The organism is bacterium, assembly GCA_018814885.1.
Classification (GTDB): domain Bacteria; phylum Krumholzibacteriota; class Krumholzibacteriia; order LZORAL124-64-63; family LZORAL124-64-63; genus JAHIYU01.
On the sequence record JAHIYU010000056.1, the window covers coordinates 23,380 to 49,006 of the forward strand.

The window sequence follows — 25,627 nt, forward strand, 5'->3', positions numbered from 1 at the left end:
GTGTACGTGTTGGAGGGCCGTCTTACCGCCGGAGGGTACACGGGCATCATGGGTGGCGACACGACCGACAGCCTGGCCGCACGGGCCACACGGGGGGACCGGGACGCCTTCCGGCGCCTGGTCGCGTCGGAGGCGCGCCTGCTGCTGGCCGTCGCCTACAGATACTGCGGGGACTGGGATACCGCGGCCGACCTCTGCCAGGAGACCTGGCTCCAGGTCCACGCCCGCTTCGACGACTACGACCCCGGCCGGCCGTTCCGTCCCTGGTTGCGCGCCGTCCACCGCCGGACCTGCCTGCAGCACCTGCGCCGCCCGAGCGTGCGCCGGGAACGCCCGACGCCGACGGATGTCCTGTACGGGCTGCTCGAATCCGATCCGGCGCCGGATCCGCTCACGCGCCTGGCGGCCGACGACCTGGTGGCGCACGTGCGCCGCGGCCTGGCCGTCCTGCCGCCCCGGCAGCAGGAGGTCCTGGCCGCCGTCGACCTGGAGCAGGACGATCCCGCCGAGACCGCGGCGCGGCTCGGCATGAGCTGGGCGACACTGCGCACGACCCTGCATTTCGCACGCAAGCGGCTGGCCGAGAGCCTGCGCCGCCTGGAGGTAGAGACATGATCGACGAACGCACCTGGCTGGAATTCCACGACGGTCTGGACGCCCTGGCCCGCGGCGACGCGGACGCCGCTCTGCGGGAACGTCTGGCGGCCCTGGCGGACAGCCTCCCCGACGGCCCGGCCATGCTGGAGCTGGCGTGCAGGCTCGCCGGCGACAGGATCGGCGATCTGACCGAACGCGCCCCCGCCGCCCTGGTCGCCGCGACCTGGGACAGGCTCGCGGCCGCCTTGCCCGACCGCGTCGCGGCGCGGCGCCCCGCCGCGATCTGGCCAGGGGGCCGAGCCTGGTCCGGCCTGGCCGCGGCGGCGGTGATCGCCCTGGTCTTCCTGTCCGGCTACCTCGTCGGCGAGCGGCGGCAGATGCAGGCACGCCTCGACGCCGTGCTAGCCCACGATACGCGCGACGCGCCGTCGGGGGATCGCTGGCCCGGCGTGACGCCGGGCCTCGCGGGGGAACGCACCTGGACGGTCGGCGAGCTGCGTCTGCTGCTGGAGCGCCTGCCGTCCCAGGCGGTGATCGCGGATGCGGACGAGCTGGCGCGCCTGCTGGTGGCCGGACCGCCCCTGCGCCGCAATCCGGCGCGCAGGCTGCTCGCCGAATACACCGCGTCCGACGGCCTGACCGCCGGCGAGGCCCTGCGTCTGCTCACGGAGCTTTCGCCGGACCGCGACGCCGCACTGGATATCCGGAGGCTGGGTCTCGGCGCACCCCGCGAGATCCTGTCGTATTGAACGACGTCAAGAGAGGAGGCGCCATGAAGAGCGCTGGAAAGACCCGGGCACTGGTCGCCGCCGCCTCGGCGCTCGTCGTCCTGGCCGGCTGCCACGAGTACGAGGCGCGCGTCGAGATCCGCCCCGACGGCTCAGGCACGCGGACCGTGATCTTCTCGCCGGAACTGGACGAGGCGTTGTCGGAAGCTGAAATGCATCGGATTTTCGTGGTGTCGCCTGACGAGGGATGGGTAAGGGTGGAGGACGAGCAGGGCAAGGCCCGCTTCCGGCGCACGGTGACCAGCGCCACGCCGGACGGCTGGGCCGCCCTGGGCGGGGATGTCCGCCTGTTCAGCCGAACCGACGACCGGGACGGGCGCAAGGGCCCGGCCGGACTGCGGAACGACGTCTCCCTGGAAACCGGCCGCATCGACGGGGGCCGCACCTTCACCTACCGCGAGCGGTTGCGCTGGGACGGACTCAAGCGGGACCTCATCGACCTGATGGCCGGCGTCTACGAGCGGTGCGTCGTGGCGGCCTGGCCCGGGTTGCCGGACGTGTTCGTCGCCGAGCTGCGCGGCCTCTACCGGGGGCACCTGACCCAGACCTGGGAGCGTGTGCCCCTGAGCGACCAGAAGGACGATTTCCTCGACATCCTGGTCTCGGCCATGACGCCGGACGTGGAGGAACTGGTGAGCCGCCGCAACGCGGCCGTCGATCCCGTCGAGCTGGTCGATCTGGGCGTCGCCGTCATCGAGGACGAAGACAGCCAGGTCGAGGGGATCATCGAGCGCGACCTGATGGGCGTGGCGCAGGCCTTCGTCTCCAGCCTGAAGCTGAGCGTGGAGATGCCCGGCGAGATAATCGACACCAACGGCACGGTGGACGACGAGGGCGCCGTCGCCTGGACCGTCGGGCTGCTCGAACCGATGGACAAGCACGTGGAACTGGTCGTGCGCTCGCTGGTGCGCGACTGACCGGCCCCGCCGCCGGCAACGAAAGGACGGCCCGACATGAAGAGATCCCTGACCGAACGGTTCATGCTGGCTTGCGCCCTGCTGCTGGTCGTGTCGTACCTCTTGCCGATCTCGTACCAGCCCGTGCAGCTCGCCGCGGACGGACGGCCGGCCGGTCTGCTGGTGCAGATGTTTCCGGCGCCGGACGCTCCGTCGGCGAGGCAGTACAGCCACTTCTGGCAGGGATTCCCCCGGACCACCGCGGCGGTGTTCCTGCTGCCCCTGGCGCTGGCGCTGCTGCAGCGCGCGCGCATGGGGCCGGGGCTGCGCGCGACCTGCCTGTTCCTCACACCGGTGCTGGGGATCGGCGCGCTGGCGCTCCTGGTGGGCATGGTCGCCGCGGCCGACATCGATTTCTGGCCCTTCGCGCCCAGCGAGGTGGCGTACGGCGGCTACCTCGCCGTCGCTGCGCTGGCCATCTACAGTCTGCTGGCGCTGGTCTCGCTCAGGACCTTGCGCACGCCGCCTGTCCCAGGGCGAGTCCCCCGTCGTTCGCCGGGAGCAGCCTAGGCGCGAGGGGAACCAGGCCGGCGTCCGCGAGGGCGCCGGTCATGCCCCGCATGAGGATCTCGTTCTGGAACACCCCTCCCGACAGCGCCACCTCGTGGGTGCCGGCAGCCGCGCAGGCCTGCACCGCGGCGGCCGTGAACATGTCCAGCAGGGTGCGGTGGAAGCGGGCGCTCAAGGCGGCGGCGTCCGCACCGGCGGCCAGGGCCGCGGCCGCGCCGCGGATCACCGGCGCCACCAGGGGCACGATCGCGCCTTCGCGCGTCTCGATCTCCCAGGGCAGGGGTTGCGCGGCGCCCACCTCCGCCGCCGTGGTCAGCGCCGTGAACTCGATGGCCGCCTGGGCTTCGTAATGCACGTCCGCCCAGCGGCCGGTCAGGGCGGCGACGGCGTCGAAGAGACGTCCGGCGCTGCTGGTCAACGGCGCGTTGATCCCCTTGTCCAGCATCTCCAGGATCTGCGCCACGGGCCTGTCGTGCAGCAAGGGCAGACCGGGCAGATCGTCGCTGCAGGCGTGGCGCAGGTAGCCCACCGCCGTGCGCCAGGGGTGACGGATGGCCGCGTCGCCGCCCGGCAGCGGCACAGGTTCGAGATGGCCCAGGCGCTCGAATCCCGAGGCGTCGCCGTAGAGGATCTCGCCCCCCCAGATGGTGCCGTCGGGACCGTAACCGGTGCCGTCGAGGATCAGCCCCACGGCGGGCCGGTCCAACCCGTGCTCGGCCAGCACCGCCACGAGGTGCGCGTGGTGGTGCTGCACGCCGACCAGTCGCTTGCCCGTCTGCGCCCGCGCCCACTGCGTGGACAGGTAACGCGGGTGCAGGTCGTGGGCGATGATCCCGGGTTCGCATTCGAACAGCCGCTGCAGCGTGTCGACGGTCTCCCGGAAGAACGCATGGGCCTGGAGGTTCTCGAGATCGCCGACGTGGGGGGAAAGGAAGGCCCGGTCCTCCTTCAGCAGGCAGACCGTGTTTTTCAGCTCGCCGCCGACGGCCAGCACGGCCGGCCCGGCCGCCGCCGTCCCCCGCAAGATGACCGGCACCGGCGCGTAGCCGCGGCTGCGGCGCAGCAGCCGCGGGCGGCCGTCGAGGATCTGGACCACCGAGTCGTCGGCGCGGCGCAGGATGTCGCGGTCGTGCAGCAGCAGGAAGTCGCAGATCCCCGCTAGGCGCACGCGCGCCTCGTCGTTGCCCAGGCAGATGGGTTCGTCGCCGGCGTTGCCGCTGGTCATCACCAGGGCGCGGACGCCGTGCGGCGCCAGCGCGTCGAAGAGCAGGTGGTGCAGGGGCGTATAGGGGAGCATCAGGCCCACGCGGCGATGGCCGGGCGCGACCGCGTCGGCCAGCCCCGCGTCCGCGCGGCGCTCCAGCAGCAGGATGGGGCTCTCCGGCGCGGCGAGCAGAGCCGCCTCGTCCCGGTCGACGCGGGCCAGCCCGCGCGCGGCATCCAGGTCGGTCACCATCACCGCCAGTGGCTTCGCCTCGCGGTGCTTGCGCGCGCGCAGGCGCACGACCGCCGCCTCGTCGTCCGCCCGCACCGCCAGGTGGAAGCCGCCGAGGCCCTTGAGGGCGCCGATGCTGCCGCCGGCGAGACGCCGCGCGCAGGCGACGAGGGCGTCCCCGGCGGTTTCGGCGTCCGGTCCCTCCAGCCAGAGGCGCGGCCCGCAGTCGGGGCAGGCGTTGGGCTGGGCGTGGAAGCGCCGGTCGCGCGGATCCTCGTACTCGGCCCGGCAGCGCGCGCACATGGCGAAACGGGCCATGCTCGTGCGGGAACGGTCGTAGGGGATGCGGTCGATGATCGTCAGGCGGGGCCCGCAGTTGGTGCAGTTGGTGAACGGGTAGCGGTGGCGGCGGTCGCCGGGATCTCGGATCTCGCCCAGGCAGTCCGCGCAGACCGCCGCGTCGGGGGGCACCAGCGTGGCGTTGCCGGGCGTATCCTCGCTGCGGCGGATGGTGAAGGCGACATCGCCGGTCGGTTCGATCTCAAGCTCGTCGACCGATGTTATGCGCGACAGGGCCGGGGCGTCGGCTTCCAGCCGGGTGCGGAACGCGACCAGGGTGTCCCTGTCTCCCTCGATCTCGATGAAGACGCCATCGCTGGTGTTGCACACCCCGCCGGCCAGTCCCAGCTGTTCGGCCAGGTTGAAGACGAAGGGGCGGAATCCCACGCCCTGCACGATGCCATCGACACGTAGCCTGCGGCGCGCCCGGGCCATGTCAGCCCTTCGGCTCCGCGCGCCGTCGGCGCAGCCAGGCGAACCAGCCGTCCAGGCCGTCGCCCGTGGTCGCCGACACCTCCACGAACGCCAGATCCGGATTGACCCGCCGGGCCGCCCGCTTGCAGGTCTCGATGTCGAAGTCCACGTAGGGCAGGAGGTCCGTCTTGTTGATCACGCAGAGGTCCGAGACGGCGAACATGGTGGGATACTTGAGCGGCTTGTCGTCGCCCTCGGTGGTCGAGATGATCACCACCTTCGCCGCCTCGCCCAGGTCGAAGAGGGCGGGACAGACCAGGTTGCCCACGTTCTCGATCAACAGCAGCGCGCCGTCGGCCGGCGCCAGTTCGTCGGCGGCGCGGCGGATCATCTCGCTGTCCAGGTGGCAGCCGTGGCCGGTGTTGACCTGGAGGACAGGCGCGCCGGCGGCGGCGATGCGTTCGGCGTCGGTGAGTGTCTGCTGGTCGCCTTCGATCACTACGATGGGCATCTCGTCCCGCAGCGCCGTGACGGTGCGCTCGAGCAGGGTGGTCTTGCCCGATCCCGGCGACGACACCAGGTTCAGGGCCAGGATGCCCTTCGCCTCGAACCAACCGCGGTTGCGCGCGGCGGTCAGGTCGTTGCGCCGCAGGATGTCCCGCTCGATAACGATGGTGCGCGGCGCGCCGTGGGGGGGGTGATGCGGGTGGTCGTGATCGCGATGATGATCGTGGGGGTGATCGTGATCACGACCGTGCGCTCCGCTCTCGCCGGGCTTGCGGAAGGTCACGGCGTCGCCGGGGTGGCCGCAGCCGCAGGTGTCGCACATGACGGGTCTCCAGACGGTTCAAGCGATGTCCAGGGAGCGGACGCGCAGCTCGCGCCCTGACGTGATCTCCACGCCGCCCGCTCCGCACTCCGGGCAGACGGCCACGAAGAAGGCAACCGGCACTTCGGCCCCGCAGTCGCGGCAGCGCCCGCGGCCGGGGATCTCGTGGATGACGAGCTCCGCGTCCGCCATCGGCGTGCCCGCGCGCGCCGCCTCGAAGCAGAACGCCAGGGAACGCGCCTCCACGCCCGCCAGGACGCCCACGTCGGCGTGGATCGCCCGGACCGCCCCGGCGCCGTGGGCGGCCGCCTGCTCGCCGGCGATCGCCACGATGTTCATGGCAAGGGACATCTCGTGCATCGCGTCCTCCCGGCTCCAAGATAGCACAAGCGGAACCGCCTACAAGCTTGCGGAAGGGGGGCATATCATCCACGTTTCTGGTATCACGACCAGACGCAGAGGAGGGGACCGATGCCCGAGCCCAAGATGAGCGCCCAGTTCGAGGGACGCCGTCCGTCCGTCATCCGCATGGCCCAGATCAGGTTCGACGAGCGCGACGACGGCACCGAGGCGATCAACGTCGCCATCGGCAACGTCTCGCTGCCCATGTACCCGGCCATGCGCGCGCGCATGAACGACCTGGGCGGGCCGGACAGCCCGTTCCGCGACGGCGTGGTCAAGTACTCGGCCACCAGCGGCAGCCGGGAATGCATCGACGCCTTCCTGAACGTCATCGCCAGCAGCGGCTTCGACACGTCCGGGTTGCACGCCCACATCACCGAGGGCGGCAGCCAGGCCATGGAGCTGATCATCGCCGGCGTCTGCGGTCCCGCCGGCAGCGGCGAGGATCCCCTGCTGCTGATCGACGCCGCCTACACCAACTACAAGACCCTGTGCGAGCGGCTGGGGCGCGCCACCTGTTCCATCCAGCGCACCCTGGGCGACGACGGCAAGTTCACCCTGCCCGACACCGCCGGGATCGAGCGGGTGATCCTGAAGCACGGTCCCAAGGCCATCGTGGTGATCCCCTTCGACAACCCGACGGGCCAGTACTACGACCGCGCGACGATGAACGAGCTGGCGCGCCTGGCCGTCAAGCACAACCTGTGGCTGCTGAGCGACGAGGCCTACCGCGAGCTCTATTACACGGACGACGCCTGCACGAGCATCTGGGGCGTCACCGAAGCCGAGGTGCCGGGCGTCGAGGGCCGCCGCATCTCCATCGAGACGTCGTCGAAGATCTGGAACGCCTGCGGCCTGCGCATCGGCGCCCTGGTCACCGACAACGAGCGGTTCCACCGGCAGGCCATCGCCGAGCACACGGTCAGCCTGTGCAGCAGCGTCATCGGCCAGTGGATCTTCGGGGCGCTCGCCCATGAGGACCACGCCACGCTGCAGGCCTGGTACGCCCGGCAGCGCGACTACTACCGCGGCATGCTCTTCGACTTCACCGACGCCATGCGCAAAGCCCTGCCCGGCATGATCGTCTCGAGCCCCGACGCCGCCTTGTACTCGGTGCTCGACGTGCGCGACATCGCGGCCGAGGGCTTCGACGCCCTCGACTTCGTGCTGTGGTGCGCGAGCGAGGGCTTCGTGATGCGGGACGGCCGGCGGATCACTGTGCTCACCGCGCCCATGGCCGGCTTCTACAGCGTGCCGCAGGGCGAGCCGAATCCGGGCCGCACCCAGGTGCGCGTGGCCTACGTGGAGTCGCCGCAGCGCATGAGGGCCGTTCCCGCGCTGTTCGCGGATCTCTTCCGGCAGTACGAGGCCAAGCGGGCGGGGGCGCAGGTGGGAACCTGACGGCGAAGTGGCGGGGCGCGGTCACGCGCGGCGGTCAGCGATACAGCTTCTTGACCCCGCTCCAGGTCATCGTCTCGTCGGCGATGCCGCCGTCGAGCGTGTAACCCGCAAAATGGATCCACGAGCCGACCCGGCACAGGACGACGTATTCGCCAGGCGGATCCGGTAGCGTTCCGGTGGCGTGCGGGGTCTCCACGCTTTCGCCCGGCATCACGACGGCACCGACCCAGAACGTGTCGTACAGCACGGTCAGCCCGCTCGAGACCTCGCGGATCCAGAACGCGTAGTCCGGCCCGGGTATGTCCGGATCGTTGCCGGTGTTGATGTAGATGACGTGGGCGGTTTCCCCGACGATGTATTCCGTCTTGTCGGTGACCACTCCGGCCGTGACGCAAGCAGCCGCCAGGACGATCATCGCCAGCGTGACGATTCGCAGAGAATGCTTCGTGTTAGCCTTTCGTGGGATCACCGGTACAAGGTCTTGACCGCTCCCCAGGTACGCATCTCGTTGGGTGAGGGATCGACCAATGTGTATTCGGCGCTCGGCGGGGGATCGGGAGGCATCCCCGTCATGAACACGTTTGCGGTGACTCGGTAGTGTCCCGGTTGATCCTGGATCACGCCGGTGTCCCAGTCTTCGACGTGGGTCGCCCCCGCCGGGAAGGTCGTCATCACGGGCAGGCCCACGCAGCCGTAGATGCACTCGGAGGCATCGAGATTCACGATGGCGATGAACGGAGAGGAATTGAACTCGGCGTCTTCCGGACCGGCGTTGTGGACCGTGATCTCGACCGGCGCGCCGAGCGCGTAGACGGGCTGGTCCGTCTCGATGGTGACGTTCTGGCCGGCGACCGGCAGGACGACCGTCACCAGAACGATCAAGACACGTGCGAACGGTCTCCGTGAGCGGATTCGCTGCGGCATGCATTCCCCCCTTCAGAATGCTGAAACCGATAGGCGGGGGACACGACCCTTCATTCGGGCAAGTATAGGGCATTCAGGCTTGTGTCTGCAATCAGTCCTGCGCAGCGCCCCCACCTTCCAGGTAGGGCTTGAGCCTGTCTACCAGGAAATGTACCCAGGTGCGCTCGATCACCGCGGGCCAGCGCGCGTCCACCTCGCCGGCGGCGTGGACCTCCACCGCCACCAGGGTGTGCCCCTCTTCCGCGTCCGCGAAGGTCCAGGTGGTGACCATGTGCAGGGAGTTGCCCGCCAGCCCCAGGGGCCCCTCGAAGCGCAGCATCTCGCCCCGCTTGGCGTAGGTGACCACGGCGTGGCGCACCCCGTCTCCGCTCTCGTCGAAGATCTCCATGAAGGCGCCGCCGGGCTTCGGCTCGATGTACATCCGCAACGGATCGCCGGACATGCTGTGGTCCCACCAGCCGGTTACGTCGCCGAAGGTGGCGTCGTAGACGGCGCCGGGCTGGCCGGGAACCGCGACCTCCACCCTGAAGGAGAAGGCGCCGGCGGGCGATTCGGCGGCGCCGGCGGAGATCGCCAGGCACAGGCAAGGAACGACGAGGGCAAGGCGGGACATGGGGCGCCTCCTGGTATGGGTCGGGAACCGCTCCATTTTACACCATCGCGTCGGCAGGGCAAGACGGCGCGGCCCGCCGCCGCGTAGCGATCGGCGACCGGCCCGCGTCCCCCGGAACTGGCGTGCGACCCTCCCCAGGGCGGCCCCTATTCCCCGTCCCCGTTCAACACCCCCAGCAGGTACTTGTCGAACCAGGCCAGATCCCATTCCATCTTGGCCAAGCGGTTCTCGTAGGTGGACAGGCCGTGACCCTCGTCGGGATAGACGACCAGTTCCACCGGCACGTCCAGGTAGTGGTACAGGGCGCGGTACAGCGCGCGCGAGTGGGCCGGCGGTACACGCGGGTCGGCGCCGCCCACGTGGATCACCGTCGGCGTGGTCACCCTGTCCAGGCCGTAGAGGGGAGAAGCGGCCTGGTAGTGCTCGGGGCGCTCCCAGGGCAACCCCTGCATGAAGTTGACCACGTGTCCGGGCGTGTCCTCGACGCCCCACTGGATCACCATGTCCAGCACGCCGGCGCCGCTGCTGGCGGCCTTGAAGAGGTCCGGGCGCGCCACGATCATGCAGTTGGTCAGGTAGCCGCCGTTGCTCCAGCCCATCACGCCGATCCTGTCCGGATCGGCGATGCCGTCGGCGATCAGCTTCTCGGTGCCGGTGACGATGTCGGTGACCTCGATCTCGTTCTCGCGGTCGATCAGCTTCGCGAGGAACTCGTCGCCGTAGCCCAGCGAGCCGTGGTAGTTGGGGCTGAGCAGGGCGTAGCCGTTGGCCGCCATCAGGGCGCGGCCGTAGATCCAGAGGCGGAAGCGGTACAGGGTCGACGAGGTCGGCCCGCCGTGCAGCTCGATGATCGCCGGCAGCGGCCCGTCGGTCGCGGGATCGTGGCCGGCCGGCAGCTCCAGGATGCCGTGCACCTCGTCGCCGTCGCCGCCGGTCCAGGTGTAGTCGAGGATCCGGGGCAGGATCCAGGCCGCCATCTGGGGATTGACGTCCGTGCGCGGCGTGAGCGCGCCCTTCTCCAGGTTGTAGAGGTCGCCCACGCGATCGAGCAGGTCCACGGCGACGACGGCCGTCTTGCCCTCGTCGTCGAAGTCGTAGGCCGTGCAGACCACGTCGCCGCCGGTCAGGTCGCGGGTCCTGCCCTGCGCGCCGCCGCTGACGCCGTCGACCTGGTAGACCCTGACGCGGCCGCGGTCCTCGCCCAGGTAGGTCAGGGCCCGGTTCGCGCCGCGCCAGGCGATGTCGCCCTGCAGGCTGACCGGGTGGGGCCGCGTGATGCGCTGCAGCTGGACGCCGTCGTCGCGCCACTCCGCCACCCAGAGCTGGCTGGCGAAACCGTCGTAGGCGATCGCGAAGGCCAGGGCCTTGCCGTCGTGCGCCCAGTCCATCTCGGTGATCCAGCCGAAGGGCGACGGATGGTCCTCGCGCCAGGCCTCCGACGTGACGTGCTCGATCTCGCCGCTGGCGAGGTCCAGCACGTCGATGCGCGACCACCCCTCGTTGAAGATGGTCTCCTCGTCGGGCGTGGTCTGCATGGCCAGCTTGCCGCCGTCGTGCGACAGGGCCATGAAGTTGATCACGCGCGTCGCCTCGAGCACCTGCTCGTCGCGCCAGCTGGAGAGGTCGAGCCGGCGCACCTCGTCGAATTCCACCACGCCGTGTCCGTACTCGAGATCGCTCCACTTCTGCTTGAGATCCTCCCACTCGTCGTCGTGTTTCTCCTGGCCGACGGTGTAGTAGAGATGCTTGCCGTCGCGGGTCAGCGCGAAGAGGTCCACGCCGTCCTCGATCCGGGTCACCGCGAAGAGGTCGGCGCCGTCGGGCCGGATGCGCCACACCTGGTGGCTGCCGTCGTAGGGTGGCCTCTCCTCGCCGCGGTCCCAGCTGCCGGCGAAGTAGATCCACTCGCCGTCGACGCTCCAGACCGGTCCGTGCGGCCGGGCCAGGTCGAAGGTGAGCCGCCGGCTGGTGCGCGCGTCGAGGTCGGTGAGCCACAGCTCTGAAGAGCGTCCGGCGCCGGGTCCGGCCCAGCCGCTCTGGATCCAGGCCGCGGACCCGTTGTCCGGCGACACCGCCGGGCTGTCGGCATAGACCAGGGAGAAATAGTCCTCGGGGACGATCACGTGATCGCGCTCCGCGGCGGCCCCGGCGCAGGCGGCGGCCGCGACGAGCGGGACGGTTATGAAGAGCTGCCATCGGCGCAAGGCGACGACCTCCTGCTGAAGGAATCGTGTTCCGTGCCGGACCACCATAGCATGCCGGGCCGTCGGATGGTATGCTTGGCGGGCGACATGGCGAGATTGTCGGCAGGTCGAAACGCTCTTCCTGCCGGTGGAAGGTGCGCCGCTCAGGACAGGACCGTCACGACGTCGCCCACCTGCACCGGGCCCTCCTCGCGCACGCCCATAAACACGCCGAACATGGCCTTCCCCTCGCGCGATCTGAAACCGGCCAGTGTGCGCAGGGGCTCCGCGCCGGTCGCGCCGGTGTCCGGGTCGACGGTCGTGTTGGGACAGCGCGGGCAGGGACCGAGCGCCTCGAAGACCGCGCCCCCGATACGCAGCGCGCGCCAGCCGTCCTCCTGCCAGGGGCGTCCGCCGGCCACGGATAGATTGGCCCGGAATCGGTTCAGGCCCACCGGCGCGTCCAGGCGCGCGTTCAGGTCGGCGAGGGAGGCTTCGCAGACCAGCAGGTAGGGCGCGTCCCCGGCGAAGCCGATGTCGGCGGAGGGGTCCGCCCGGGACGGTCTCGCGACGTCGTGGGGCATGAAGGCCAGCCTCACCGGTTCCCCCAGCAGCTCGCCGAACCAGGCGTCGGCCTGCTCCCCGGCGGCGGCCGCCACGATCCGGTCGCGCTTGAGCGTCACCGAGAACCGCGCGGCGCTCGGGCCGGGTGGCGCCACGACCAGTTCGGGCAGGCCCGGGGCGCCCAGCGACAACCCGTCTTCGCGCTGCGCGATCCGCAGGCGGGTCATCTCCGGGTGGGACTTGAGCATGACGGGCTCGCCAGAGGCGGTCGTCAGCAGCCAGCGGCGATCGCCGGCGAAGCCGCCGCGCGCGGCGTGGGCGATGGCCGGCGTGACGGCGCGACCGGCCTTCAGGGGGTAGAGTGACAGGGAAGACAGCTCGAGTTCGTCAGCGTGCATACCGTCGCTCCTTTCGCGATGCCCTTGAAGAAACGCCTCACCCCGCCGGCCGTCAACTCGCGATGCAGCCTGGCGCGAAAACCCGGCGCGGCGCGTGAAGAAGCGCACGCATGATGCACGCGGCTTGAAATTCCCGGGATAGCGTCTATCCTGGGGCCCTGTCCGCTCGTCAAGACGAGAACTCGAACCGGATTCGACAGGAGGAACCCCGTGAACAGGTTCATGACAACCGTACTCCTGCTGGCGGCGGCGGTGCTCATCGCCGGCTGTACCGAGCAGCAGGACGACGCCGCGGCCTGGAACGAGACCATCGCGGAGAAAGCCGCGTCCGGGGACCATGCCGGGCACACGGGCGTCGTGGCGGCGTCCTCGGGCCGGGAGGGACCCGCGGTTCCCGGCGGGACCGGACAGCCCGGCGGCAAGGTCCTCGAGACCTTCGACTCCGGCGGCTACACCTACGTCCGCCTCGAGACCCCCGGCGGCGAGCTGTGGGCGGCCGGCCCGGTCTGCGAGGTCGCGGTGGGCGGCGAGGTGGCCCTGACCGGCGCCATGGTCATGCGGAACTTCAAGTCCAGCACACTGGACCGTACCTTCGAGGAGATCTGGTTCGCTTCGGCCATCCGGCCCGGCGGCGTCGCGGTATCCGCCGGCCCGGACGACGAATGGAAGCGCGCCCACGACGACCTCGCGGCGGGCGGCGCGGGCATGGACTTCACCGACCTCGCGGTCCCGGCCGGCGGCTACACCGTCGCCGGACTCCACGCCGCCAGGGACGATCTCGCCGGCCGGCGCGTCAAGCTGCGCGGCAAGGTGGTCAAGTATCTAGGCGGTATCATGGGCCGCAACTGGCTCCATCTCCGGGACGGCACGGGCGATGTCGCCACCGGAGACCATGACATCACCGTCACCACCGACGGGTCCGCCCGCACTGGCGATACGGTGCTGGTCGAGGGAGTCGTCGCCCTGGACAAGGATTTCGGAAGCGGCTATTTCTACTCCGTCATCGTCGAGGAAGCGACCGTGACGTCGGAAGAGGCCCTGTAAGCGGAGGCGCGTCCATGCCCGAGCGCTCGATCCTGCACGTGGATATGGACGCCTTCTTCGCGTCGGTGGAGGTCCTCGACGACCCGCGCCTGCGGGGCAGGCCGGTCATCGTCGGCGGCACGCCAGAGGGGCGCGGCGTCGTCAGCGCGGCCAGCTACGAGGCCCGCGCCTATGGCGTGCACAGCGCCATGAGCGCCGCGCGCGCCGTCAGGCTCTGCCCCGAGGGCGTCTTCTTGCGCCCGCGCGGCGCCCGCTACGCCGAGATCTCCGGTCGCGTCTTCGATATCTTCCACGACTTCACGCCGCTGGTCGAGCCGCTGTCGATGGACGAGGCTTTCCTGGACGTGAACGGCAGCCTGCGCCTGTTCGGTTCCGCCGAGCAGATCGGGCGCCGCATCAAGGACCGCATCCGCCGCGAGATCGGGCTGGTGGCCTCGGTCGGCGTCGCGCCCAACAAGTTCCTCGCCAAGCTCGCCAGCGACCTGGAGAAACCGGACGGCTTCGTGGTCGTCGAGCTGGAACGCGTGCAGGAACTGCTGGACCCCCTGCCCGTCTCGCGGCTGTGGGGCGTGGGGCCGCGTGCGCAGGAGGCGTTGCGCGCGCAGGGCATCCGGCTCGTGCGTGATATCCGCCTGTCCGATGCGGCCCGCCTGGAAAGGGGACTCGGCCCGGCGCTGGCGCGACACGTCGCGGCCCTGGCCGAGGGCAGGGACGACCGGCCGGTGGTGCCCGACCACGCGGCCATGAGCATCGGGCACGAGGTGACCTTCGCCGCGGACATCGGGGACCGCGACGCCCTGATCGACATCCTCGACGGCCTGGCCGACAAGGTGGCGCGCCGCCTGCGCCGTGCGGGCCTCGCGGCGCGAACCGTCCAGCTCAAGGCCCGCTACCCGGACTTCTCCACCCGGACGCGGTCGCTCACCCTCCCGGCCCCGACCGATACCATGCGCGCGCTGCGCGACGCGGGCCGCGAACTCTTCGACGCCCACCTCGGCCGCCTCGGCCGTCCTCTGCGCCTGATCGGCATCACAGCCCAGAACCTCGAGCATGCCGGCGACCGGCCCGCTGAACTCTTCCCGGACCAGGCGCAGGAAAGGGACCGCACCCTCGACGCGCTCACGGACGAGGCCGTGGATCGTTTCGGCCGGGGCGCCTTGCGGCGGGGTCTGCGGCGTCGCGGGGGTCCCGACTGATCCGCCGGCCAGACCTTTACTTGCGGGCCGTCCCGTCTTCTGTGATCCTGAGCGGGGGCGAAAGGAAGCCAATGCGCAAGACTGTCATCGGTGTGATGGGCGGCAGCGTCGCCGACGCGGCCGCGCAAGACGCGGCGCGCGAACTGGGACGACTGATCGCGGAGAACGGCTGGGTGCTGCTCAACGGCGGTCGTGCCACCGGCATCATGGATGCCTCGGCCCGCGGCGCGCGCGAGGCCGGGGGGCTGACCGTGGGTGTGCTCTTCGACGACGACAAGGACCAGGGGAGCGAATACCTCGACCTAGTGATCCCCACGGGTCTGGGCGCCGGACGCAACGTCATCAACGTCCTGGCCAGCGATGTCGTGGTGGCCTGTCCCGGCAGCGGCGGCACCCTGTCGGAGGTGGCCATGGCCCTGCGCTTCGGCAAGCGCGTGGTCCTGCTCGGGTTCGATCCCGGCGCCGCCTTCCTGGACCGCTGCGGCGAGGGGGAGTGGAGCCTGGCCGAGACGCCCGCCGAGGCGATCGCCCAGGTCAAGGCGCGGCTCGCGCGGCCGATGGATGACTGAAGATGTGTGGAATATGCGGAGCCGTATCCCTCGCCGGCGGCCTGGAGCTGCCCGACGGCGCGGCGGAGAGAATGATCGGCGTGATGAGCCACCGCGGACCGGACGAGTACGGTGCGTGGCGGGACGTGTCCGTGTTCTTGGGGCACGCGCGCCTGAGCATCATCGACCTGAGCACCGGGCAGCAGCCGCTGGGCACCGCCGACGGGACGGTCTGGGTCACCTTCAACGGCGAGATCTTCAACTACATCGAACTGCGCGAGGAGCTGCGCGGACTCGGACATGTTTTCCGCACCCAGTCCGACACCGAGGTCCTCGTCGCGTCCTATAGCGAATGGGGCGAACACTGTGTGGACCGCTTCAACGGCCAGTTCGCCTTCGCCCTCTACGACCGCGGCCGGCGCCGGCTGTTGCTGGCGCGTGACCGCTTCGGCATCAGGCCCCTCTTCTGGGCCCGCCACGGCGACGTGCTCCTGTTCGCCTCCGAGGTCAAATCCCTTGCCGGCTGGCCCGGCTTCCGGCCCGAGCTGGATCCCGCGGCCCTGGGCGAGATCTTCGGCACCTGGGTGAACGTGCCGCCCGCCACGCCTTTCGGCAACGTGCTGCAGCTGCCGGCCGGACACACCGCCACGCTGGACCTGGGTCGCGACGGCGAGCGGGCGGCCGGGCCGGTCTTCCGGCGCTACTGGCATCCGGACTTCCTGCCCGCGGCGGAGGACCACCGCTACGTCGGCCGCGACGAGCGCGCGCGGCTGGCGGGAGATGTACGCGAGGCGCTGGCCGACGCGTCGGTGATCCGCCTGCGGGCCGACGTGCCGGTGGGCGCCTACCTGTCCGGCGGCCTCGACTCGTCCGCCACGGCCGCCCTGATCCAGCACACGACCGACCGGCGCATGAAGACCTTCTCGGTCGGCTTCAAGGACGCGGCCTTCGACGAGACGCGCTGGCAGCAGACCATGTCGGCCCACCTGGGCACCGATCACGAGATGATCAGGGTCGGCGACGCCGAGATCGGCGGGGCCTTCGCCGACGTGGTCTGGCACGCCGAGACACCCATCCTGCGGACCGCGCCGGCGCCGCTGTACGCCCTGTCGGGGCTCGTCCGCGCGCAGGGGTACAAGGTCGTGCTCACGGGCGAAGGCGCCGACGAGGTCTTCTGCGGCTACAACATCCTGCGCGAGGCCAAGGTGCGCGCCTTCTGGGCCCGCGAACCGGAGTCCCGGCGGCGCCCGCTGCTGCTGACGCGGCTCTACCCGTACCTGGAGCAGTCCCCGGCCGGATTCCTGACGCGCTTCTATGGCGCCGGGCTGGACGGTGTCGCCTCCGATCCCTTCTTCTCGCACCGTCCCCGCTGGAACAACACCGGGCGCATCACGGCCTTTCTCCACAGCGAGGTGGCCGTCGCCGCCGCGGCCCGCGATCCGGAGTCGCGGCTGCGCGCTTCGCTGCCCGCCGCGTTCGCGGACTGGGGACCCGTGGCCCGCGCCCAGTACCTGGAGATGAGCCTGTTCATGGCGGGCTACCTCCTGTCCTCCCAGGGCGACCGCATGCTCATGGGCCACACCGTGGAAGGACGTTTCCCGTTCCTGGACCACAACGTGGCCGAACTGGCCGGCCGCATCCCCGCCTCGGCCAAGCTGGCGGGCTTGCAGGAAAAGGCTTTACTGAAGGCCGCGGTTGCCGATCTCCTTCCTGCGGAGATCGTTACGCGTCCCAAGCAGCCTTACCGAGCCCCGGACAGCGCCAGCTTCATCGTTGGCCAGGGCGCCGAACTGGCCGAAGCCATGCTCGGCGAGGACGTCTTGCGCGAGGTCGGGATCTTCGATCCGCAGCGCATCGCCGCCCTGATCCGCAAGTGGCGGGCGGGCCGGCTGACCGGCGCACGGGACAACATGGCCTTCATCGGCGTGCTCAGCGCGCAGGTGCAGGCGCATCAGTTCGGCCGCGAACTCGAACACCGGGTCGCGGACAGCGCGCTGGAACCCGCGGAGATCGCCTGGCGGGGCGTCGAACCCAAACCCTAGCGGGGGTACATGAAAACGATGGAATTGAGGGATCAGATTCACGGTTTCGTGGTGGAGAATTTCCTGTTCGGCGATCTCGATCCGCTCAGGGACGACGAGATGTCGCTGCTCGACAATGGCATCATGGACTCGGTCGGCGTGATGGAGCTCGTGGCCTTCCTGGAACAGGACATGGGGCTGTCGATCGACGACAGCGAGCTGGTGCCGGAGAATCTCGACTCGATCCGGAACCTCGTGGGCTTCGTCACGCGCAAGCGGGGTTAGGCCCATGGCCACCATCCACGGCATGCTAGACGCGACGGTGCAGCGCCGTCCCGAGGCTGTCGCCCTGACCCACGGTGGCGTCCACACGTCCTACGCCGCGTTGTCGGCCGCCGCCGACCGCACGGCGGCCTTCCTCGCCGGCAGGGGGGTCGTCAGGGGCGACCGCATCGCCCTGTTGATGGAGAACTCCGCGGACTATGTCGCTGCTTTTTATGGCGCCCTGCGGGCCGGCGCCTGCGTCGTGGCCCTCAACCACGCCAATCGCGCCCGGACCCACCGCAAGCTCCTGCGCGATTCCGGTGCCGTCGGACTGCTGACCCGGGGCCGGGAGGCGCGCGAGCTGCCCGGGATCGTCGCCGACTGTCCGCAGCTGCGCTTCGGCGTCATCGACCGCCGCAACCCCGGGTGGGAACTGCCGGCCGGCCTGGAGCTGCTCGGCCCCGATGATGTCGCGGCCGGCGACGGTCCGACGCCCGCGGTGGGTGTGGGGCCCGACGATCTCGGCCTCATCCTCTACACCAGCGGGTCGACGGGCACGCCGCGCGGGGTGACCCTGACCCACGGCAATCTCGTCGCCAACACGGAGCAGATCCTCGCCTACCTGCCCCTGGACGAGAGCGACAGCGTCTGCTGCGTGCTGCCCTTCCACTACTCCTTCGGCAACTCGCTGCTGCTGACCCACGTGCAGCGCGGCGGCCGCGTCGTGATCGACAACCGCTTCGCCTTTCCCCAGAAGGTGCTCGAGACCCTGGTCGACGAGCGCTGCACCGGTTTTTCCGGGGTGCCCAGCCACTTCGCCATCCTCTGCGCGCGCACCGACTTTCTGCACATGCCCCACGAGCATCTGCGCTACCTCACCCAGGCCGGCGGCGCCATGTCGCCCGCCCTGACCCGTCGTCTCCGCGAGTCGCTGCCGGACCGCATCGAGCTCTACGTGATGTACGGCCAGACCGAGGCCTCGGCGCGGCTCTCCTACCTGCCGCCCGGCCGTCTGACCGAGAAGTACGGTTCGATCGGCGTGGGAATCCCCGGCGTGTCGTTGACCGTCCGTCGCCCCGACGGCTCGGCATGCGACGTACGCGAAGAGGGCGAGATCGTCGCTGCGGGCGACAACATCATGCGCGGCTACTGGAACGATCCCGGCGAGACGGCCAAGGTGCTCTTTTCCGACGGCCTGCACACCGGCGACCTGGGCTACCGCGACGAGGACGGCTTCATCTTCATCGTCGACCGCGCCAAGAACATGATCAAGGCGGGTGCCAACAGAGTGAGCGCCAAGGAGATCGAGGACGTCATCCTGGAACTGGAAACGGTGGTCGAGGCCTGCGTGATCGGCGTGCCCGACGAGCTGCTCGGCGAGGCCATCGAGGCCTGGGTCGTCCTGGCCGGGACCTCCGGGCCCGACGATCAGGCCATCCTGCGCCACTGCCTCGCGCGTCTGGCCCAGTTCAAGGTTCCCCGCAAGATCCACTTCACGGGCGCCCTCCCCAAAAATTCCTTCGGCAAGGTGCTGAAACGGGAATTGCGCGCGTCGGTGCTTTAGGGGGGCCGCGCACGCATCCATCCCCCGGTTTGTTGGTACGCCACGTATCGAGGCCGGGGGACGGGCGCGTCCCCGGCTCTCGGCACCGTGAAGCGCAATCCCCCCCCCCGTATTGAGCGTATCTTGGGGGCTTGTTCGCGGACCGTCCTCCTGATAGACTCCTCCCTCGACTCGCCACTCTAAGGACTCCAGTCAGGGAGAATTCTATGTACGGGATTGTCGGATACGGCTCATACGTGCCGCGATACCGCATCAGGGCGGAGGATATCGCGGACCAGTGGGGCGCGGATGCGGAGGCCTTCAAGAAGGGACTTCTGCTCGAAGAGAAAACGGTGCCCGGCCCGGACGAGGACACCATCACCATCAGCGTGGCGGCCGCGCGCGACGCGATCACGCGCGCGGGCATCGATCCCCAGGAGATCGGCTGCTGCTACATCGGCTCCGAGAGCCACCCCTACGCGGTCAAGCCGTCCGGCACCATCGTGATCGATGCCCTCGGCATCGGCCCCGACTGCCATGTCGCCGACTTCGAGTTCGCCTGCAAGGCGGGCGCCGAGGCCATGTACGTGGCCTACTCCCACGTCAAGTCGGGGGAGATGAAGTACGGCCTGGGCATCGGCGCCGACACCAGCCAGGGAGCACCCGGCGACGCGCTGGAGTACACGGCCTCGGCCGGCGGGTCCGCCTTCATCATGGGCGGCGACAAGGTCATCGCCGAGATCCTGCACACCTACTCCTTCACCTCCGACACCCCGGACTTCTGGCGGCGCGAGGGCGAGTTCTACCCGCGGCACGCGGGGCGCTTCACGGGCGAGCCGGCCTACTTCCACCACGTGCTGGGAGCGACCAACGGCATCCTCGAGCGCAGCGGGCTCAAACCCGAGGACTTCCGCTACGCCGTCTTCCACATGCCCAACGGCAAGTTCCCGCTGCGCGCCGGCAAGATGACCGGCTTCAGGAAGGAACAGCTGGAGCAGGGCTGGGTGGTGAACCTGATGGGCAACACCTACAGCGGCTCGTCGCCCACCGGCCTGGCGTCCTGCCTGGACGTCGCGAAGCCCGGCGACCTGATCCTGATGACCTCCTTCGGCAGCGGCGCTGGCTCCGACTCCTTCGTGATCCGCGCCACGGACCGCCTGCCGGAGGTGCAGGGCCTGGCGCCCACCGTCCGCGGCCAGCTGGCCGACCGGCGCATCCACCTCACGTACGGCAAGTACGTGGCCTACCGCGGCAAGATCCGCATGAACGAAGCCTAGAAAGGGGGCTGAGATGAGAGACGTAGCAGTCATCGGATACGGATTGACGAAGTTCGGCGAGCTCTGGAAGACCCCCTTGCGCGACCTCTTCGCTGAAGCGGCGGCGGCCTGCCTCGAGGACTCCGGCATCGAAAGGAAGCAGCTGCAGTCGGCCTACATAGGGTGCATGACCAGCGGCCTGTTCAACGGCCAGGAGCACCTGGCCTCGCTGCTCTGCGACTACGCCGGGCTGAGCGGGCTGGCGGCCACACGCGTCGAGAGCGCCTGCGCCTCGGGTGGTGCGGCCTTCCGGGCCGCGTATCTCGAGGTGGCCAGCGGCGCCAGCGATTTCGTGATGGCGGGCGGCGTCGAGAAGATGAACGACGGCGCGGACGCCACCTACTGCCTGTCCACCGCGGCGGATCAGGAATACGAGGTCTACCACGGCATCACCTTCCCGGGCCTGTACGCCATGATCGCCCACGCGCACATGCACAAGTACGGCACCACGCCCGAGCAGCTGGCGGCCGTGGCGGTCAAGAACCACCGCAACGGCGCCAAGAATCCCTATGCGCAGTTCCCCATGGAGATCACCGAGCAGACAGTGCTCGGGGCCGTCAGGGTCGCGGAACCGCTCGGCCTGTTCGATTGCTCGCCGGTGACAGACGGCGCGGCCTGCGTGATGCTGTGTCCCGCGGACGTCGCCAGGGAGCTGGGCAAGCCCGTCATCAGGGTGATCGGCTCGGGACACGCCACCGACACGATCGCGCTGCACGACCGCGCCGACTTCGCGGCGGTGCCGGTGGTCGGGATCGCCGCTCGCCGCGCCTTCGCGCAGGCGGGGATCACCATCGGCGACGTGGATTTCTGCGAGGTCCACGACTGCTTCACCATCGCCGAGATCGTCTGCACCGAGGAGCTCGGACTGTTCGAGCGCGGCCGGGGCGGACCCGCCGCCATGGATGGCCTGACCGCCCTGGACGGCAAGTCTCCCGTGAACACCTCCGGCGGCCTGAAGAGCAAGGGACATCCCGTCGGCGCCACCGGCGTCGCCCAGATCGCCGAGCTCTTGATGCAGCTCTCGGGCCGGGCGGGTGATCGCCAGCTCGCGTCGCCGCGCATCGGCCTGGCCCAGAACATGGGCGGCTCGGGCGGCAGCTGCACGGTCCACATCCTGGAGGTGGCGTCATGATCAGTCCGCGCTATCATCGAGAAATCCCGCAGCGCTACCGACTCGAGGCCGGCAAGTGCACGAAGTGCGGCGAGGTGCATTTCCCGCCCCGCAAGATCTGCCGCAAGTGCTTTGCCGAGACGTTCGAGACCGTGCGGCTGCCGCGACGGGGCAAGGTGCTCACGCACACGACAATCTGGATCCCGCCGGCGGCCTTCGAGGAGCAGAAGCCCTACGTGGTCGCCGTGGTCGAGCTCGCCGGCGGCGTGCGGTTGACCTGCATGGTGGCCGAGGCGCCTCCCGACGAGGTGAGGATCGGCACCGAGGTGGAGATCGTCTTCAGGCGCCTGCAGTCGGCGCCCGCCTGGGAGGTGCTGCAGTACGGCTACAAGGCACGGGTGATACCGGCCTAGGCCGACACCGACGCCCATGTGGACACCGCCCGCTTGGCTCCGGCACTTTGCGAGTCGCAAGCGGGCGGTGTCCACATGGGCGTCGGTGTGCTGCGCCGGCATCCGTGCCGTGTCGCCGCGGCAAGTGCTTCGGTAGGCGGGAGACACGGGATGTTGCCATCGGAGGCTGGATGGGGCACAATCGTACCGGAGTTGGAGACAACACCACGGGGGACCGAGATGAAATGCTTGAAGATGGTCCTGTGTCTGTCGATCCTCGGCCAGGCCGCGGCCGCGCAGCTCGTCGTCTTCGACAACTCCCACGCGCCCGGACACGAGATGTACGACGATTTCATCGCGGACCTGACGTCCCGCGGCTACACGGTCGAGAAACGCTCCACGCCTCTGATGGACAACGGCGACGCCGACGTGATCGTCCTGATGCCGGAGGATGCCTATGCGGCCGACGGCAACGCCTACACGTCCCAGGAGGCCGTCTGGCTCATGGAGTTCGTCGATTCCGGCAAGGGGCTCTTCGCCGGTCTCTGTCCCAATATCGACTACTGGTCGAACCTCCTGGAAGTCATGGACGAGTTCGGCATCGCCTCGGGCTATTACATCTGCAATCCGGCCTACTACATCTACTTCACCAGCCACCCCCTGTTCGCGGGCGTCCAGGAGATGGGCAACGAGTTTTCATATTGTCTGAGTCTCACCGCTTCCTTTCCGAGCACGGCCATCGCCAGCGACGGTCTGCACGACTACGTCGCCTGCTACGAAAACGAAGCGAGGGGAGACGGTGCGGCCGTCTGGGTCAGCCAGTACAGGATGATGTCCGACGACGGCCTTGACGATTACGACAACCTGGCCTTTCTGCGCAACGCCTTCGCCTGGTTGTCCCACGGCGGCGACGTGGCCGACGAGGCTTCCAGCTGGGGCGAAGTCAAACGGCTCTATCGCTGAACCGAGGTCCGACACGATCATGCGACCGCGATACGATATCAGGTTGCCGTGACCGCCGCGGCCGCTGATACTCGATGGCGACCAGCAACTTAACTTCCGGAGGCGCCATGAGATTCCTGTTGTACGTGCTCTGTCTGCTGTTCGTATGCCAATCCTCGAACGTCATGGCGCAGCTCGTGGTCTTCGACAATTCCCACTACACGCCCGGAAACCCCATGTACGACGACTTCAGGGCCCAGTTGACCGCCTGGGGCTATACCGTCGAGCGGCGGACCACGCCATTGACGGACAACGGCGACGCCGACGTGATCTTGCTTCTTACCGAGGACGGCTACACCAGCTGGTGCACGCCGTACACGTCCCAGGAGGCTTCCTGGATCAAGGATTTCGTTGATTCCGGCAAGGGATACATGGCTTCGGTCTGTCCCAACGACAACTACTGGGCCAACATCCTCGAGGTCATGAACGTGTTCGGCATAGCCGATTCGGATGCCCACCTGGACCCGATCTACTACAACCAGTTCGTGTCCCATCCGCTCTTCGACGGAGTGACGGAGCTGGGCGACGACGTCAGCAACGCCACGAGCATGGTCGTGTCGTCACCGAGCATTCCCGTGGCGGGCGACGGCCTCCACGACTGCATCGCCATCTACGAGAACGACGCCGGCGCCGGCGCCGCGATCTGGACGAGCCATTACTACATGATGGACTCGGGAGGCCTGGACGATTTCGACAATCGCGTCTTCCTGGAAAATGCCTTCGCATGGCTGTCACGCGGGGGTGTGGCCAACAAGAACTCCAGCTGGGGCGACGTGAAGAAGCTGTTCGACTGACTTGGTCGCTGTACGCGGTGTGGAAGGACCGCTCGCCTGGAGCGGTCCTTCGCCGGTCGATGGCGCTCAGTAGAGGTTCAGCGCCCGCAGCGTGTTGGGCCCGGCCAGCCCGTCGGTCTTGATGTTGTTGCGCCCCTGGAACTCGATCACGGCCTCCTTGACCTCGGTCGAGTAGACGCCGTCGATTTCGCCTGAGAAGAGGCCGAGATCCTGCAGGGCCTCCTGCAGCCGCTCCACCTCGTACCCCTTGTCGCCTTCCGACATCAGGAAGAAGCCGCGCTTGCCCCGGGTGCCCTGGTAGTTGCGGGCCTTGTTGGACTTGAGGAAGGCGGAGCGGCCGGCGGCGCTGCCGTCGGCCAGCACCATGTCCTCCTGCTCCAGCGAAAGCGCCTCCAGCTTGGCGGCGATCCTGGGACTGGCGACACCACGCTGGATCTCGTTGACGTCTGCGGTCAGCCTGTCCAGCTCGGCCTGGGCGGCGTCCATGTCGCCGGCCTCGTACAGCCGCACGATCTCGTCCTGACGCTTGTCCGTGCTGGTTAGGGTCGATTCCACGATCACCCGGTCGTTGCGCGACCGCTCGACCTCGTGCTCGTTCTCGGATACGTCCACCCGCAGCTCCAGACTCATGTCCACGGCCTCGTCGGTCAGATAGTCGTGGTAGGTGAGCCCGAGCTCGCCGAGGTCCAGATCGCCCGCGCGGGCGGGATCGATTTCCAGCTTCAACAGCAGCGAGCGTTGCTCCTCGGAGTAGAAGTTCTCCAGGGGGATGGTAACCGCGTCGCCGTCGATCTCGAACGGATAGCCGTAGACCTCGACGTCGCTCACCTTGCCGCCGGCGCGGAACCGTATCACGACGTCACGCGCGACGGTCGTGAACAGGGTCTCGAGCTCGCGGCCGAAGATGCGGCTCATCTGGTGAGGGTTCTCGATGTAGTAGTAGTTGCCGCCGCCGTTTTCGGCGATGCCCTGCATCAGGTCCTCGTTGTAGTCGAGGCCGAGACCCATGGTGGAGATGGTCACGCCGCGGCGCTTGGCATCGCGCACGAGGCGGTAGATCTCGCGCGGCTCGGTGACGCCCTCGTTGGCCAGGCCGTCCGAGAGCAGGATCACGCGGTTGATGTCGGAGCCGTCGCGGTGCCGCATCGCCTCCTCGACGCCGCGCATCATGCCCCCGCAGAGGTTGGTGCTGCCGCGCGGCTCCAGCTCGTCGATGCGCCGCTTGATCAGCGTCTTGGCTTCGACCGGCGCCGCCGGCCAGAGCACCGTGATCTCGTCGTCGTATTCCACGACGGCCAGCACGTCGCTCGCGTGCATCCTGTCGACCACGATCTTCGCGGCTTCGCGCGCGTACTCCATCTTGCCCCGGTCCGCCATGGAGCCGGAGCGGTCCAGCACCATGGCGAGATTGAGGTCGGGGCGCCCGTACGCGGGCGGAGGCACGAACCTGGCGACGTCGAAATCGATGAGCACGTAGACGGTGTTCTCGTCCCCGGCGAGGATCACGCCATGGTCGAGTTCGGCGCGCGGTGTCAGCGAGCGCGCCAGGGCGGCGGAGCCGGCCATGGTCATGGCCAACCCGGACGCCAGGGCGATGGCGAGGATGCGGTGCAGCCTGTCGCCGCGTCGGTTCGATGGCTTCCTGTTCATGATTGTCCTCCCTTTCAGCGATATCCCCCATCGCCAGGATAGAGATGCGTACAAAGCCGGGGGGGATGGGTTCCCTGAGGGGCCGCGTGCGCCCGGCGAGGTGCGCACGCTCCGCGATTAAGCTCCCATCGCGTTCCGGCGGCGTAACCATCGCCAACCTAGGGTTGCGCAGCTGAGGGGTAAAAAGAGAAGAGGCCTTTACATACTCGATGCGAACGACTCGCGGAGCGCCGGAGCAGAGCATCGAGTATGTAAAGGCCTCTTCTCTTTTTAGGCTCTTCCGGTTCATGCGTAGTTGAAGGTTGAAAAAATGTGGACATGCAAGTCTCCTGCGAAGTTACGAGGCTTCAGCAAGGAGGCTAACCAAGCATGTCCACGTCCCTGTTGTACCAC

General features: G+C 69.0%; 25 protein-coding genes. 16 read left to right on the forward strand and 9 right to left on the reverse strand.

Annotation, left to right across the window (positions count from 1 at the left end):
• The first annotated feature begins 48 nt into the window (after window positions 1-48).
• From KJ554_03125 to KJ554_03140, 4 genes are read left to right on the forward strand one after another with little or no spacing between them, the layout of a single operon-like run.
• The gene (locus tag KJ554_03125) at window positions 49-615 is read left to right on the forward strand and encodes an RNA polymerase sigma factor (protein ID MBU0741330.1); all 567 of its coding nucleotides are present in this window, start codon (window positions 49-51) and stop codon (window positions 613-615) included.
• Window positions 612-1,346, forward strand: coding sequence for a hypothetical protein (locus KJ554_03130; protein MBU0741331.1), 735 nt, complete (start codon window positions 612-614; stop codon window positions 1,344-1,346). Before KJ554_03125 ends, KJ554_03130 begins: the two co-directional genes overlap by 4 nt.
• Before the next feature lie 23 nt (window positions 1,347-1,369).
• Window positions 1,370-2,302, forward strand: coding sequence for a hypothetical protein (locus tag KJ554_03135; protein MBU0741332.1), 933 nt, complete (start codon window positions 1,370-1,372; stop codon window positions 2,300-2,302).
• 36 nt (window positions 2,303-2,338) lie between these two features.
• Complete coding sequence (locus tag KJ554_03140) at window positions 2,339-2,851, forward strand: hypothetical protein (protein ID MBU0741333.1); 513 nt, start codon at window positions 2,339-2,341, stop codon at window positions 2,849-2,851.
• Here KJ554_03140 and hypF read toward each other — a convergent pair.
• From hypF to KJ554_03155, 3 genes are read right to left on the reverse strand one after another with little or no spacing between them, the layout of a single operon-like run.
• Window positions 2,787-5,060, reverse strand: a complete 2,274-nt coding sequence (hypF, locus tag KJ554_03145; GenBank protein ID MBU0741334.1) for a carbamoyltransferase HypF — start codon at window positions 5,058-5,060, stop codon at window positions 2,787-2,789. The genes KJ554_03140 and hypF overlap by 65 nt on opposite strands.
• A gap of 1 nt (window position 5,061) precedes the next feature.
• Window positions 5,062-5,868, reverse strand: coding sequence for a hydrogenase nickel incorporation protein HypB (gene hypB, locus KJ554_03150; protein ID MBU0741335.1), 807 nt, complete (start codon window positions 5,866-5,868; stop codon window positions 5,062-5,064).
• Between the two features lie 18 nt (window positions 5,869-5,886).
• Entirely contained in the window at window positions 5,887-6,228 is a 342-nt protein-coding gene (locus KJ554_03155) for a hydrogenase maturation nickel metallochaperone HypA (GenBank protein MBU0741336.1), read from the reverse strand.
• Window positions 6,229-6,339: 111 nt separating this feature from the next.
• Here KJ554_03155 and KJ554_03160 point away from each other — a divergent pair, with 111 nt between their 5' ends.
• Complete coding sequence (locus KJ554_03160; GenBank protein MBU0741337.1) at window positions 6,340-7,671, forward strand: aminotransferase class I/II-fold pyridoxal phosphate-dependent enzyme; 1,332 nt, start codon at window positions 6,340-6,342, stop codon at window positions 7,669-7,671.
• 34 nt (window positions 7,672-7,705) lie between these two features.
• Here KJ554_03160 and KJ554_03165 read toward each other — a convergent pair whose 3' ends face one another.
• From KJ554_03165 to KJ554_03185, 5 genes are all read right to left on the reverse strand, one after another.
• The gene (locus KJ554_03165) at window positions 7,706-8,140 is read right to left on the reverse strand and encodes a hypothetical protein (GenBank protein MBU0741338.1); all 435 of its coding nucleotides are present in this window, start codon (window positions 8,138-8,140) and stop codon (window positions 7,706-7,708) included.
• Window positions 8,137-8,595, reverse strand: a complete 459-nt coding sequence (locus tag KJ554_03170; protein ID MBU0741339.1) for a hypothetical protein — start codon at window positions 8,593-8,595, stop codon at window positions 8,137-8,139. Before KJ554_03170 ends, KJ554_03165 begins: the two co-directional genes overlap by 4 nt.
• Window positions 8,596-8,686: 91 nt before the next feature.
• A complete protein-coding gene (locus KJ554_03175; GenBank protein MBU0741340.1) occupies window positions 8,687-9,208 on the reverse strand; it encodes an SRPBCC domain-containing protein in 522 nt (173 codons plus the stop codon).
• A gap of 146 nt (window positions 9,209-9,354) precedes the next feature.
• Window positions 9,355-11,412 (reverse strand): prolyl oligopeptidase family serine peptidase, encoded by a 2,058-nt coding sequence (locus KJ554_03180; protein MBU0741341.1) that lies wholly within the window; start codon window positions 11,410-11,412, stop codon window positions 9,355-9,357.
• 143 nt (window positions 11,413-11,555) lie between these two features.
• Entirely contained in the window at window positions 11,556-12,353 is a 798-nt protein-coding gene (locus KJ554_03185) for an MOSC domain-containing protein (GenBank protein ID MBU0741342.1), read from the reverse strand.
• 210 nt (window positions 12,354-12,563) lie between these two features.
• On the opposite strand from KJ554_03185, the gene KJ554_03190 reads away from it, so the two are divergent.
• The 11 genes from KJ554_03190 to KJ554_03240 all read left to right on the forward strand — a co-directional run bounded on the left by KJ554_03190 (window position 12,564) and on the right by KJ554_03240 (window position 23,584).
• Window positions 12,564-13,397 carry a hypothetical protein gene (locus KJ554_03190; GenBank protein MBU0741343.1) on the forward strand — a complete coding sequence of 278 codons (834 nt, stop codon included), beginning with the start codon at window positions 12,564-12,566 and terminating at the stop codon, window positions 13,395-13,397.
• Between the two features lie 14 nt (window positions 13,398-13,411).
• Window positions 13,412-14,593 (forward strand): DNA polymerase IV, encoded by a 1,182-nt coding sequence (locus KJ554_03195; protein ID MBU0741344.1) that lies wholly within the window; start codon window positions 13,412-13,414, stop codon window positions 14,591-14,593.
• Between the two features lie 71 nt (window positions 14,594-14,664).
• Window positions 14,665-15,162 carry a TIGR00725 family protein gene (locus KJ554_03200; protein ID MBU0741345.1) on the forward strand — a complete coding sequence of 166 codons (498 nt, stop codon included), beginning with the start codon at window positions 14,665-14,667 and terminating at the stop codon, window positions 15,160-15,162.
• 2 nt (window positions 15,163-15,164) lie between these two features.
• Complete coding sequence (gene asnB, locus KJ554_03205; protein ID MBU0741346.1) at window positions 15,165-17,183, forward strand: asparagine synthase (glutamine-hydrolyzing); 2,019 nt, start codon at window positions 15,165-15,167, stop codon at window positions 17,181-17,183.
• A gap of 18 nt (window positions 17,184-17,201) precedes the next feature.
• Window positions 17,202-17,447, forward strand: coding sequence for an acyl carrier protein (locus KJ554_03210; protein MBU0741347.1), 246 nt, complete (start codon window positions 17,202-17,204; stop codon window positions 17,445-17,447).
• Between the two features lie 4 nt (window positions 17,448-17,451).
• A complete protein-coding gene (locus tag KJ554_03215) occupies window positions 17,452-18,990 on the forward strand; it encodes an AMP-binding protein (protein MBU0741348.1) in 1,539 nt (512 codons plus the stop codon).
• A 206-nt stretch (window positions 18,991-19,196) separates the two neighbouring features.
• Window positions 19,197-20,246: a hydroxymethylglutaryl-CoA synthase gene (locus KJ554_03220; protein MBU0741349.1), complete on the forward strand. Its 1,050-nt coding sequence runs from the start codon at window positions 19,197-19,199 to the stop codon at window positions 20,244-20,246.
• Between the two features lie 13 nt (window positions 20,247-20,259).
• Window positions 20,260-21,417 (forward strand): thiolase domain-containing protein, encoded by a 1,158-nt coding sequence (locus KJ554_03225; GenBank protein MBU0741350.1) that lies wholly within the window; start codon window positions 20,260-20,262, stop codon window positions 21,415-21,417.
• Window positions 21,414-21,809 carry a Zn-ribbon domain-containing OB-fold protein gene (locus tag KJ554_03230; protein ID MBU0741351.1) on the forward strand — a complete coding sequence of 132 codons (396 nt, stop codon included), beginning with the start codon at window positions 21,414-21,416 and terminating at the stop codon, window positions 21,807-21,809. Before KJ554_03225 ends, KJ554_03230 begins: the two co-directional genes overlap by 4 nt.
• 219 nt (window positions 21,810-22,028) lie before the next feature.
• Window positions 22,029-22,751 (forward strand): hypothetical protein, encoded by a 723-nt coding sequence (locus KJ554_03235; GenBank protein ID MBU0741352.1) that lies wholly within the window; start codon window positions 22,029-22,031, stop codon window positions 22,749-22,751.
• Window positions 22,752-22,858: 107 nt separating this feature from the next.
• Entirely contained in the window at window positions 22,859-23,584 is a 726-nt protein-coding gene (locus KJ554_03240; GenBank protein ID MBU0741353.1) for a hypothetical protein, read from the forward strand.
• 66 nt (window positions 23,585-23,650) lie between these two features.
• On the opposite strand, the gene KJ554_03245 is transcribed toward KJ554_03240, so the two are convergent.
• The gene (locus KJ554_03245) at window positions 23,651-25,234 is read right to left on the reverse strand and encodes a VWA domain-containing protein (protein MBU0741354.1); all 1,584 of its coding nucleotides are present in this window, start codon (window positions 25,232-25,234) and stop codon (window positions 23,651-23,653) included.
• Window positions 25,235-25,627: the final 393 nt, after the last annotated feature.

What these genes read in the sequence shown, in the direction of transcription:
- hypF (MBU0741334.1), bottom strand. Translation starts at nt 5,060, where the DNA reads ATGGCCCGGGCGCGCCGCAGGCTACGTGTCGATGGCATCGTGCAGGGC.
- KJ554_03220 (MBU0741349.1), top strand. Translation starts at nt 19,197, where the DNA reads ATGTACGGGATTGTCGGATACGGCTCATACGTGCCGCGATACCGCATC.
- asnB (MBU0741346.1), top strand. Translation starts at nt 15,165, where the DNA reads ATGTGTGGAATATGCGGAGCCGTATCCCTCGCCGGCGGCCTGGAGCTG.
- KJ554_03175 (MBU0741340.1), bottom strand. Translation starts at nt 9,208, where the DNA reads ATGTCCCGCCTTGCCCTCGTCGTTCCTTGCCTGTGCCTGGCGATCTCC.
- KJ554_03230 (MBU0741351.1), top strand. Translation starts at nt 21,414, where the DNA reads ATGATCAGTCCGCGCTATCATCGAGAAATCCCGCAGCGCTACCGACTC.
- KJ554_03235 (MBU0741352.1), top strand. Translation starts at nt 22,029, where the DNA reads ATGAAATGCTTGAAGATGGTCCTGTGTCTGTCGATCCTCGGCCAGGCC.
- hypB (MBU0741335.1), bottom strand. Translation starts at nt 5,868, where the DNA reads ATGTGCGACACCTGCGGCTGCGGCCACCCCGGCGACGCCGTGACCTTC.
- KJ554_03140 (MBU0741333.1), top strand. Translation starts at nt 2,339, where the DNA reads ATGAAGAGATCCCTGACCGAACGGTTCATGCTGGCTTGCGCCCTGCTG.
- KJ554_03225 (MBU0741350.1), top strand. Translation starts at nt 20,260, where the DNA reads ATGAGAGACGTAGCAGTCATCGGATACGGATTGACGAAGTTCGGCGAG.
- KJ554_03195 (MBU0741344.1), top strand. Translation starts at nt 13,412, where the DNA reads ATGCCCGAGCGCTCGATCCTGCACGTGGATATGGACGCCTTCTTCGCG.
- KJ554_03155 (MBU0741336.1), bottom strand. Translation starts at nt 6,228, where the DNA reads ATGCACGAGATGTCCCTTGCCATGAACATCGTGGCGATCGCCGGCGAG.
- KJ554_03245 (MBU0741354.1), bottom strand. Translation starts at nt 25,234, where the DNA reads ATGAACAGGAAGCCATCGAACCGACGCGGCGACAGGCTGCACCGCATC.
- KJ554_03170 (MBU0741339.1), bottom strand. Translation starts at nt 8,595, where the DNA reads ATGCCGCAGCGAATCCGCTCACGGAGACCGTTCGCACGTGTCTTGATC.
- KJ554_03215 (MBU0741348.1), top strand. Translation starts at nt 17,452, where the DNA reads ATGGCCACCATCCACGGCATGCTAGACGCGACGGTGCAGCGCCGTCCC.
- KJ554_03135 (MBU0741332.1), top strand. Translation starts at nt 1,370, where the DNA reads ATGAAGAGCGCTGGAAAGACCCGGGCACTGGTCGCCGCCGCCTCGGCG.
- KJ554_03130 (MBU0741331.1), top strand. Translation starts at nt 612, where the DNA reads ATGATCGACGAACGCACCTGGCTGGAATTCCACGACGGTCTGGACGCC.
- KJ554_03185 (MBU0741342.1), bottom strand. Translation starts at nt 12,353, where the DNA reads ATGCACGCTGACGAACTCGAGCTGTCTTCCCTGTCACTCTACCCCCTG.
- KJ554_03240 (MBU0741353.1), top strand. Translation starts at nt 22,859, where the DNA reads ATGAGATTCCTGTTGTACGTGCTCTGTCTGCTGTTCGTATGCCAATCC.
- KJ554_03210 (MBU0741347.1), top strand. Translation starts at nt 17,202, where the DNA reads ATGGAATTGAGGGATCAGATTCACGGTTTCGTGGTGGAGAATTTCCTG.
- KJ554_03125 (MBU0741330.1), top strand. Translation starts at nt 49, where the DNA reads ATGGGTGGCGACACGACCGACAGCCTGGCCGCACGGGCCACACGGGGG.
- KJ554_03200 (MBU0741345.1), top strand. Translation starts at nt 14,665, where the DNA reads ATGCGCAAGACTGTCATCGGTGTGATGGGCGGCAGCGTCGCCGACGCG.
- KJ554_03160 (MBU0741337.1), top strand. Translation starts at nt 6,340, where the DNA reads ATGCCCGAGCCCAAGATGAGCGCCCAGTTCGAGGGACGCCGTCCGTCC.